We start from the raw sequence: 9,557 nt of genomic DNA on the forward strand, positions 1-9,557 counted from the left end.
GCGCCTGATCCTGGCCGCGCTGCGGCTTTATTGCGCCCGATTCGGGCTGTCGATGCAGGCGGTCATCACAGCACTGCTCACCGCACCCAGTGACCGCTGTCCGGTCTGCTGCTAAAAACGGAATTGTTCAGGACGGACTTGATAGAGGCATCCAAGGCTGTTTCCAGATCGCCAGACTCCTTGCTGAAATGCTCATCGAGCACCTGCCAAATGTCGTGCGGCAGATCCTGTCGGCAGAAGGCACATGTATCGCGCTTCTCGCGGTGATGCCCCATACCCTGCTTGACCCAGAGTTGCAAGGCGCTGTCTTTGAGCAGTTCCTCAATGGCCTTGGTTGGCGTGATCGTCTTAGACAGTAACGGTTCGGCTGTGGCCGACAAGGACTCCAGCTTGAGGGTAACAGCCAAGGTGCCAGTGATGTCAGGCAGGGCTTCCTGCTTGAGCAGACTCAGTTTGACGGCCTGCTGCTCAGTCGTAAGGGCGACAAAGCCAGCCTTCTTGGTGGATGCAATGTCGCTTCTGATAGATCCAATGTTGTAGACAGCACTGCCGTACTGACGGTTCTTCTTGATCTTTTCATTGGCATGGACGCGTAGTTTCTCTTCTAGGTCACTGGACGCATTTGTGTGGGCAGACTTGGTGCGATCGCGCTCTTTCTTCTTGGCTTCCAGATCAAACCGAAGCCCTGCCTTGCCTTCCACGCTGCCAAGCTTGGCTTCAATCGCGGCGATGGCGTCGTCAATCTCTTTGTTCTGCTCACCGACTATTGCAAAGGTCTTGATTACGCCACCAGCTTCCTGATTGACCAGAAAGCTAAGGTTGTCGGTGACGAAGTCGCGGTTGTAGACCCGCACGTCGTAGTTGTGGGCTAGCAAGCCGGTATGGGAGACAACACCTTTGTCACCTGTCAGGGTGAAGGCCGAGTCAACATAGTTCTGAGGAAGTTTGCGAGTCTCCAGCGAACGAAAGACGCGCGAAAGGGTTGTCTTGCCAGAATAGTTACGCCCGTACAGCACGTTGAGACGCTTGAAGTACTGAACATTTCTGCCACTGTCTTTGACCGATTTTTTCCAGTCCAAACCTTGGAAGCTGCCAAAGCTGGCTATGTCTATCTGATTGATCATCGACTCAGTCTCCCTATAGTGGTTTTCAGGCTATTTGCAATATTCAGGACAGGCATCTGTTAAATCGTCACCACGGCGCCGAGCCTCGACTACGCCCTCTACAACCGATCCCGTAGCCACGCCACCACATCCCCCGTCACCTCCTCCCGATTCGTCTCATTCAAAATTTCATGCCGCGCCGCCGGGTACACCTTGACCGTCACATCGGCCACACCGGCATCCCGATACCGCTGCCCCAGTTGCTGAATCAACACCCCACCTGCGGCCAGCGGGTCTGCGTCGCCGGATGCGATCAGGACGGGCAAGTCGCTGCGGATGCGCGCGAGCAGCGCGGGGTCGGCCAGCCGGGGCGCAGGTGCGAAAAGCGAAGGGATCACGTCGTCCGGCATGTCCCAGCCGCACCACGGGTCGGCCACGTAGGCGTCTACCTCTGCGGCGTCGCGCGACAGCCATTCGTAGCCGGTGCGGTGCTCAAAGCCTGCGTTGAATGCCGCGAGCCCAGCGGGCGCATCGGCGGGGGCGTTGGCCATGGCGGCGGCGAACAGGTCGAGGGCGGTGGAGCCTGACAGGATGACGCCGGACCAGGTGGAGGAGTGGTCCAGGATGGCCGCCTGCGCTGCGAACGAGCCCATGGAGTGGCCGAACAAAAAGAGCGGCAGCTGCTGCGGCCCATGCTGCGCACGCAGCAGCGCGCCGAACTGGGCCACGTCAGTAATGAGGCCGCTGAAACCAGCGCTGCCAAAGTCGCCCAGCTTGCCACCTGCCGTGCGCCCGTGGCCGCGATGGTCCACGGCGTGGACGATGAAGCCTGCGGCGTTCAGGGCCCGCGCAAAGCGGTCGTAGCGCTCGCCATGCTCGGCAAGGCCGTGAGAGATTTGCACGACGCCCACTGGTTGACCCGGGGTTTGGGCCCAGGTGTAGGTGGTGACCTGGGTGCCGTCTGCGTTGGACTGGAAGGAGGAGGTGGTGGTGCTCATCGTTTCATTCTGGCACGGGGTTTGGTTGCCACGCCACGATGAAATTGCCACAGGCGTGGCCGCCACCGCTTTCAGCGTGGCGCGTGGGCCGCCTGCAGTACGGCGCGAATTGCGCTGACCACGGCTTCGGGCTTCTCCAGCGGAATGCCGTGCCCGCTGTCCACCCACACCTGGGTGGAGCCGGGGTAGAGGTGGGCAAAGTCGGCGCGTTTTTGGCGCACCTCTTCGGCCAGCGCAGATGAGGCCCCGGGGGTTTGCAGTGCGCTGAGCACAAACACGGGCACAGCGGGGTCAACCGGCAGGCTGACAACGCGCTGCCCGGTGGCATCCAGCGCTGCCAGCTCTTGTTTGACCACGTCAGAGGTGCCCAGGCGGAAGGCCACTTTCAGCCATGTCGGCCACAGGTCGGGGTTGCCAGCCCCGCGCATCTGCTCAGGGTGGGTGGAATCCACCAGCACCAGCGCAGCCACCTCGGCGGGGTATTGGCGCGCGTACAGCTGCATGTACAGGCCGCCCAGCGAGTGGCCGACCAGCACATAGGGCGGCGGTAGCTGGCGGGCCCTGAGCAAGGCGCGCAGCTCTTGCACCACCTGCGTGCCTTCGCGCGGCTGGGGGGACGCGTCGCTGCGGCCGTAGCCCGCGCGGTTGTAGGCCAGCGCGCGGGTTTCTGCCACCGTGTCGGGCCAGACCTTGGACCACCAGTCCAGCCGGGCGCCCAGGCCGTTCTCGAACACCACCACCGGGGTGCCCTGCCCCGCCTGCACGTATTCGACCGTGCGCCCGTCCACCGTGTCGGTGGTGGCGCCGGGCAAGCTTGCGCAACCGCTCAAGCAGACTGCCAGCAGCAAGCTGACCCAGTGCCATCGGTTCATGGTCTCAAATCCTTTGCATACAGGTTCATGGCCCGCAGGCCAAAGCAGCGCGGTGCCATTGAGAGCGGCTAACAAAGCTCAGCGAAGCGGTTCTGGCCAGGCGCTGTGTCGCAGGCAGTACGAGCAGTACGACAAGACACAGCAACGACGCCAGAAGATTTTTGTGAGCCGCTCTTAGCAGCGGCCCGCCGTGCGCAGCAGCGCATTGCATTCCTTGGCCGCAGCGCGGCCCTGTGGCTGAGCGGCCGCTGCCGGAGCCTGGGCGCCACCATTGCCCGCGCCGCCCACCATGGCGGTGCAGACGGCGTCGGAATGGGGTGTCTGGCCGAAGCTCATGGCTTTCTGAAAGCCCGTTGCACCGTACAGGTAGCACCGGTAGCTGGCGCCGTCGCGGGTGTTGACGGTGTAGTTGATGCGGCCGCCGGTTTCCTCCTGCCGGTCGGTGATGGTGAACTGGCCGGCCGTGCGGCCAATGGCTTGCGCAGTGCGCTGCTCCAGGCCCGCCTGGTCGAGGGTGGACGCGCAGCCGGTGAGGAATGCCACGGCTGCGACGAGGCCAGCGGCGGAGGTGAGAGACAGGGGGTGGTTGCGATGGTTCATGGTGTAAGTGGCGGTGATGGGAGGTGGTGGGTGACCGGGCGAAGCCGTGTGGGCAAAGAGGTGTGTGATGACGGCAGGGCCGCAGCAAAGCGAATGTGAGGGCACCCTTCTGCAGTCCATGGGATGAACACAGAGGACCGGTAGCGCATGCGTGGGCAAAGCTCCGCCCGGCGGCCTTGTAAAGCCGCCAGCCTGTGTGAAGTGGGTGGGTAAAACTCAGCCCGGTTTGCGGGCCACGATGAAGGCGCGGATGTCCTTGCCGCGCGTGCCATGCCGCTCGCTGCAGACGATTTGCAGGCCCTGCTGCACCATGGCTGAGCGGAGCCGCTGTTCGTCAAAGGACAACACCGGAGGGGCCTTGCCAATGGCACGCATCAGAGGCACGGCCAGGTAGGGGATCAGCGGGTTCATCTCTGCGATGCAGGCGGTCTTGGAGATCAGCAGCCCACCCGGGCGCAGCACCTTCACCAGCTGCCTGAGCGCATCGTCCAGGTCGGTCATCAGGTGCAGCACGTTGAAGGCCAGCACCGCGTCGTACACCTCTGGCCCTGGGGCCATGGCCTCTGCGTCGGCCACGGCGAAGCGTAGGGCTGCAGACGGTTGCGCGGCCAGCCGTTGGTGGGCGATGGCGATCATCTGCGACGACACATCGGTGGCCAGCAGGCTGCGGGTGAATGGCGCCAGGCGCAGCGCAGTGCTGCCCGTGCCGCAGCCAATCTCCAGCACGTCATGCTGGGGCGACAGCAGGCCCTGCACGCGCTGCAAGGTAGCCTCGTACCCTGCCAGGTCGGCAATGGGGTCGGCGGCGTACTTGGGTGCAATGCGGTCCCAGAAGCGCGCTTTGGCTGACGCAGCCGGCGGGGTGGCGGCGGAGGGCAATGCGCGGGAGACGGGAGCAATGGCAGAAGACGACATGGTGTGCAAACCGGGTGAAGTGCTGAAGCAGCGAGGTATAGAGCCCAGATGCTATCCATGCATTGAAGCTCAGGAAACTGCGGTAAATTGCAGTGAACATATACGTTTACGCATGGATAACCTCGACTGGAACCAACTCAAGGCTTTTTTGCAAACGGCGCAGACCGGCTCGCTGTCTGCCGCCGCGCGCAAGCTGGGCCTGACCCAGCCCACGCTGAGCCGGCAGGTGGCCGCCATTGAGCAGCAGATGGGCGTGACCCTGTTTGAGCGCGTGGGCAAATCCATGGTGCTCACGCCCACGGGGCTGGACCTGCTGGAACATGCCCGCGCCATGGGCACTGCTGCAGAGGCCCTGGGACTGGCCGCCAGCGGGCGGTCGCAGGCAGTGGGGGGCGTGGTGTCGGTGTCAGCCACCGATATAGTGGCGACGCACTTGCTGCCCCCGCTCTTGCAACGCCTGCGGGCACAGGAGCCAGGCATTGCCGTGGAAGTCATCGCCTCCAACGCGCTGAGCGACCTGCTGCGCCGCGAGGCCGACATAGCCATCCGCCACGTTCAGCCCGAGCAGCCCGAGCTGATCGCCCGCCTGGTGCGCGAGGCCAGGGCGTGCTTTTACGCATCGGAGAGCTGGGTGCAGGCCCACGGCCACCCGCGCAGCGCGGAGGACGCTGTGAATGCGGAGTTTGTGGGTTCAGACCGCAACGGCCAGTACCTTGCGTATCTGCGTCAGTACGGTTTGAGCCTGAACGAAGACAACTTCACCTGCTACGCCGACCACACCGCGGCCCACTGGGCGCTGGTGCGCCAGGGCATGGGCATCGGCGCCATGATGGACGAGATCGCCCGCGAAACGCCGGGCATCGTCCGCGTGCTGGACGATGTGGCGCCGGTGCGTTTTCCCGTCTGGCTGGTGTCGCACCGAGAGCTGCGCACATCGCGGCGGATTCGGGTGGTGTTTGAGGCGCTGGCCGAGGGGCTGTCGTTAGATCGCTGAACGCACACAAAAGGGTCAGGGAGGACTTGCATGGCAAGGGTGAAAGGGCCACTGCCGCGCAAGGTGAAAGCAGGCGCACTACCCTCGCGTCACCACCTGAACACTCTGACCATGACCACACCGCGCGCCGCCGACCTGCCGAGCACCCACCCGAGCGCGCCGCTGGACGCTGCCACCGTGGGCGAGATCATCCAGATGGCGCTGAGCGACCACGTGAGCTTTGCGCAAATCCGCGCCGTCCATGGTCTGCACCACGATCAAGTCAAGGTGCTGATGCGCACGCACCTGGCGCCGGGCAGCTACAGGGCGTGGCGCAAGCGGGTGAGGGAGTTTGGGGAACGCAGGGAGAACTACAAGTAGGCGGTGGGCAAGCGCCGCCCAGCACCTGTTCAGCACCCGTTCAGCCTGGTACCGGCAACATGGCGGCAAGGGTCAAGGCGGCATCTGACCCCGACCCTTCTCCACCTCTAGCCGCAGCAGGAACCACCATGAACACTGACCTCAAGAACTTTGTGCTCCCCATCGCCCGGGCCGTGTCCGCCACGCTGTTTTTTGTGTTCAGCGTGGCCTTTCTCTCGGTCCCGTACAGCCTGGAGCAAGACCCCAGCGATGCGCAGCAACTGACGCATCCAGTGGCTCCACGCCACATGACCTGAGCCTGGGTGCCTGCGCAACGCATCAGGGCTCAGTGCAGGCCCATCAGGCGGGCAAATCCAGCCGGGCCCACGCGGCCATCACATCCGGCTGCTTCTTGATCCAGTCGGCAGACATCATGTTGGCGCCCCAGTGGTGGATGCGCGCCACGCCCTCCCCCATGTTCCACAGGTGCCGCAACTGCACGAAGAGCGGCAAGGCGGCGAGGTCAGCATCGGTGACATGGCCGCCGCCTGCGCGGTAGCCAGACAGGTACTGCTGCCAGCGCTTCAGCAGGGCTTCGTCGGGCTCCATGGGGGCTTTGCGCGGCAGGTTCGACCACAGCCATACGCACAGGTCATAAGCCAGGAACCCTGGCCCGGCGTCATCAAAGTCGAAGAATGCGGCGCGGCGCACACCCTTGGCATCGGTGTACACATGGTTGTTGAAGCCATGCGTGTCGCCGTGGCACATCACGCGGGTCAAGGTGCCTTCAACATCCGCCAACTCACCCAGAAGGCGATGGATCAGTTCGCGGTAGGCATCCAGCACGGTGGGGGCCAGCTCAGGATGGGCGGCAAGGTATTCCAGCGTGCGGCCCGCCAGATGGTGGCCGTCCAGCACGTAGAAGCTTGCGGGGCCGGTGTAGCTTTGCGCGGCGCTGTGAATCTGTGCCAGCGTGGAGCCGGTCAGGTACAGGTCTTCGGGCGTATCGGGCACGGCGCCGCCGCAGTGGCGGAAGAGGACCAGCACCCGTGGGCCCTCGGGGAACGGCAGGGTCACGCTGGTCGTGCCGTTCGCAGCCAACACCGGAGAGGCAACGCCCACGCCCTGCGCCTCCAGGTGAGCCAACAACGCCAGCTCAAAATCCACATTGAACGGACCGCGCGGTCGGATGGCGCAGAGCCTTGCCACGTATCGGCTGCCATCCGCTGCTCGCACCGCGTAGTTGTCATTGAGGTTGCGGCGGATCAGGTAGCACTGCTGCACGGGCAGGTCGTAGTGGCGCTCTACCCACTGCGCCACGGACGCGGCTGCGGCCGTGGTGTGGGAGGCAACCAGTGTTGTGTCGGGCGATGGGGTTGAATGCATGCGGCATTCTGCATGCAAGCAATACGGCGGTCGCGCACGGACAGTGGCACATGGCGTGCCTTTGAGCAAAAGGCCTGCCAGCGCTTACTGCTGGTACCAAAGCAGTACCAAAACCATAGCACCGCGCGCCACGCTTACCAGGGGAGTGGCGCGCCACTGTAGGCGTAGAAGCTGCCCGTCTCCTCGGGTGTGAGCCCATCCAGCACCCGCAGCATGTCGCCCGCCGCATCAGCCGCCGGGCGGCCAATCTCCGCACCATTGAACGGGGCCGACAAGGCTGAATTGACCGTGCCCGGGTGCAATGCCACCAGCACGGCCTGCGGGTGGGTGCGGGCCACTTCGATGGACGCCGTTTTGACCAGCATGTTGAGCGCGGCCTTGCTGGCGCGGTAGCTGTACCAGCCGCCCAGGCGGTTGTCGCCAATGCTGCCCACCTTGGCCGACAGCACCGCCAGCAAGCCGCGCCCCTGCTTGGGCAGCAGCGGTGCAAAGTGGGCCAGCACCAGCGCGGGGCCAAAGGTGTTGGTGCGGAAGGTGGCTTCCATCTGCGCGTAGTTCAACTGGCCCAGGCGCTTTTCAGGCATGCCGTGGGGACCGTGCAGCAGGCCTGCGGCGTGGATGATGCAGTGCCACGGCCCCTGGGCCTTGAGCTGCTGGGCGGCGGCGGCAATGGTGGCCTCGTCGTCCAAATCGACGGCCGGCTGGGTGTGGCGGCCCAGGCCCACGGCCAAGGCGCAGCGCGGATCGGCCTGCAGGTGGGCGAGGAAGGCGCTGCCGATGGCGCCGGTGGAGCCGATGACCAGGGCGCGGTAGCCATCCGGCAGCGACTGCAAAGTGAACGGCATTGCGGCAGGCGGTACTTGAGGCATGGCGTGGCTCTGCGGTGAAGTGTCGTGGGTGATTCGGCTGGCGGGCTACAGTGCATCGAGACGCGTGCGCAGGCTCGCCGCATGCTCGCGCAGCGCATCGAGCTGAGGGCCCTGCATCTTCTGCAACTGGCGGAACACCATGCCAAGGCGGAAGTTGTTGCCCAGCGTGCCTTCGTTGCGCGCAAAAAAATCCCAGTAGAGCGCGTTGTACGGGCAGGCACGCTCACCCACTTTTTGCTTCTTGTCGTAGTGGCAGCCGCTGCAGTAGTCGCTCATGCGGTCGATGTAAGCGGCGCTGCTCACATAGGGTTTGGTGGCCAACAGGCCGCCGTCGGCAAACTGGCTCATGCCCACGGTGTTGGGCACTTCCACCCATTCAAAGGCATCGATATACACGCCCAGGTACCAGCGGTGCACGGCAGCGGGGTCGAGCCCCGCTAGCAGCGCAAAGTTGCCGATGACCATGAGGCGCTGGATGTGGTGGGCGTACGCATGCTCCAGCGACTGGCCCACGGCGTGCTGCATGCAGCGCATGCGGGTGTTGCCCGTCCAGAACCACTCTGGCAGCGGCGTGCTGTGGCCCAGGGCGTTGCGCTCGTCGTAGCCGGGCATGTGGGCCCAGTAGATGCCGCGCACGTATTCGCGCCAGCCGAGGATCTGCCGGATGAAGCCCTCCACGGCGGGTAGGGGCGCGGTGCCTGCGCGGTAGGCGGCTTGGGCGCGTTGCACCACCTCGTGCGGGCGCAGCATTTTGGTGTTGAGCGCGAAGGACAGCAGCGAGTGAAAGAGCCGCGCGCTCTTGGTGCTCATGGCGTCTTCGTACGCGCCAAAGTGCGGCAGCGTGGTGGTGATGAAGTGCTCCAGCCACGCCAGTGCCTCGGCCCTGTTGAGGGGCCAGCGCAGTGCATGGGCCTGCGGGTTGCCAGAGCTTTGCACGCCTGCGGCCTGGAGGGTGGCCCACAGTGCGCTGTGGTCGTGCGTGGGGCGGGCATCGGGCGGCAGCGCGGGTGTGCCGGGCCAGGGCTTGCGGTTGTCGTGGTCGTAGTTCCACTGCCCACCTTCGGGCTCACCCGCTGCGTCGATCAGCACGCTGTGGCGCTGGCGCATGCGGCGGTAGAAATGCTCCATCAGCCACTGCTTGCGGCCTAGGAACACCTCGGCCATTTCGGTGCGGGTGGTATAGAAGTGTTCGCTGCTGACGGCCTGCACGGCAAAGGCTTGCTCGGCACCCCAGGTGCGCAGTTGCTCGTCCAGCCGCCATTCGTCGGGGTGCTGGTATTGCAGCGTCTGCGCTCCGTAGTGGGCCATGAGGGCGGCCAGGTTGTCGGGCATCGACTGGCGGTTGCTGGCGTCGTCAATCGCCACGTAGCGCACGCGGTGCCCCGCCTCGCGCAGGTGGCGGGCCAGGTCGCGCATGGCGGCAAAGATGGCGAGGATCTTTTGCGCGTGGTGCAGCACATAGTCGGTCTCTTGCCGCACTT

The 9,557-nt window shown here is 64.7% G+C and carries 11 protein-coding genes; 3 read left to right on the forward strand and 8 right to left on the reverse strand.

The genetic code is table 11. The annotated features are described in order from the left end of the window. Positions 1 to 77: 77 nt before the first annotated feature. The 5 genes from ISS20_RS21125 to ISS20_RS21145 all read right to left on the reverse strand — a co-directional run bounded on the left by ISS20_RS21125 (position 78) and on the right by ISS20_RS21145 (position 4,488). Positions 78 to 1,124 carry an AAA family ATPase gene (locus tag ISS20_RS21125; protein WP_291439276.1) on the reverse strand — a complete coding sequence of 349 codons (1,047 nt, stop codon included), beginning with the start codon at positions 1,122 to 1,124 and terminating at the stop codon, positions 78 to 80. A 98-nt stretch (positions 1,125 to 1,222) separates the two neighbouring features. Continuing rightward, positions 1,223 to 2,101 (reverse strand): alpha/beta fold hydrolase, encoded by an 879-nt coding sequence (locus ISS20_RS21130; RefSeq protein WP_291439278.1) that lies wholly within the window; start codon positions 2,099 to 2,101, stop codon positions 1,223 to 1,225. Between the two features lie 71 nt (positions 2,102 to 2,172). Then, a complete protein-coding gene (locus tag ISS20_RS21135) occupies positions 2,173 to 2,973 on the reverse strand; it encodes an alpha/beta hydrolase (RefSeq protein WP_291439280.1) in 801 nt (266 codons plus the stop codon). Positions 2,974 to 3,147: 174 nt separating this feature from the next. Beyond that, positions 3,148 to 3,573 (reverse strand): hypothetical protein, encoded by a 426-nt coding sequence (locus ISS20_RS21140; RefSeq protein ID WP_121942516.1) that lies wholly within the window; start codon positions 3,571 to 3,573, stop codon positions 3,148 to 3,150. A gap of 216 nt (positions 3,574 to 3,789) precedes the next feature. Further along, positions 3,790 to 4,488, reverse strand: a complete 699-nt coding sequence (locus ISS20_RS21145; protein WP_291439283.1) for a class I SAM-dependent methyltransferase — start codon at positions 4,486 to 4,488, stop codon at positions 3,790 to 3,792. 112 nt (positions 4,489 to 4,600) lie between these two features. On the opposite strand from ISS20_RS21145, the gene ISS20_RS21150 reads away from it, so the two are divergent. From ISS20_RS21150 to ISS20_RS21160, 3 genes are all read left to right on the forward strand, one after another. Beyond that, positions 4,601 to 5,482: a LysR family transcriptional regulator gene (locus tag ISS20_RS21150; RefSeq protein ID WP_291439285.1), complete on the forward strand. Its 882-nt coding sequence runs from the start codon at positions 4,601 to 4,603 to the stop codon at positions 5,480 to 5,482. A 111-nt stretch (positions 5,483 to 5,593) separates the two neighbouring features. Continuing rightward, positions 5,594 to 5,842, forward strand: a complete 249-nt coding sequence (locus ISS20_RS21155; RefSeq protein WP_056747101.1) for a DUF2805 domain-containing protein — start codon at positions 5,594 to 5,596, stop codon at positions 5,840 to 5,842. A 128-nt stretch (positions 5,843 to 5,970) separates the two neighbouring features. Next, complete coding sequence (locus ISS20_RS21160) at positions 5,971 to 6,138, forward strand: hypothetical protein (protein ID WP_156379521.1); 168 nt, start codon at positions 5,971 to 5,973, stop codon at positions 6,136 to 6,138. Between the two features lie 43 nt (positions 6,139 to 6,181). Here ISS20_RS21160 and ISS20_RS21165 read toward each other — a convergent pair whose 3' ends face one another. The 3 genes from ISS20_RS21165 to ISS20_RS21175 all read right to left on the reverse strand — a co-directional run. Beyond that, positions 6,182 to 7,207, reverse strand: coding sequence for a phosphotransferase (locus ISS20_RS21165; RefSeq protein WP_291439289.1), 1,026 nt, complete (start codon positions 7,205 to 7,207; stop codon positions 6,182 to 6,184). 134 nt (positions 7,208 to 7,341) lie between these two features. After that, complete coding sequence (locus ISS20_RS21170) at positions 7,342 to 8,052, reverse strand: SDR family NAD(P)-dependent oxidoreductase (RefSeq protein ID WP_291439291.1); 711 nt, start codon at positions 8,050 to 8,052, stop codon at positions 7,342 to 7,344. Positions 8,053 to 8,121: 69 nt separating this feature from the next. Beyond that, a partial coding sequence (locus ISS20_RS21175) for a cryptochrome/photolyase family protein (protein WP_291439293.1) occupies positions 8,122 to 9,557 on the reverse strand: 1,436 nt, incomplete at its 5' end.

This window comes from Acidovorax sp. (assembly GCF_016783915.1).
Lineage (GTDB): Bacteria > Pseudomonadota > Gammaproteobacteria > Burkholderiales > Burkholderiaceae_C > Acidovorax.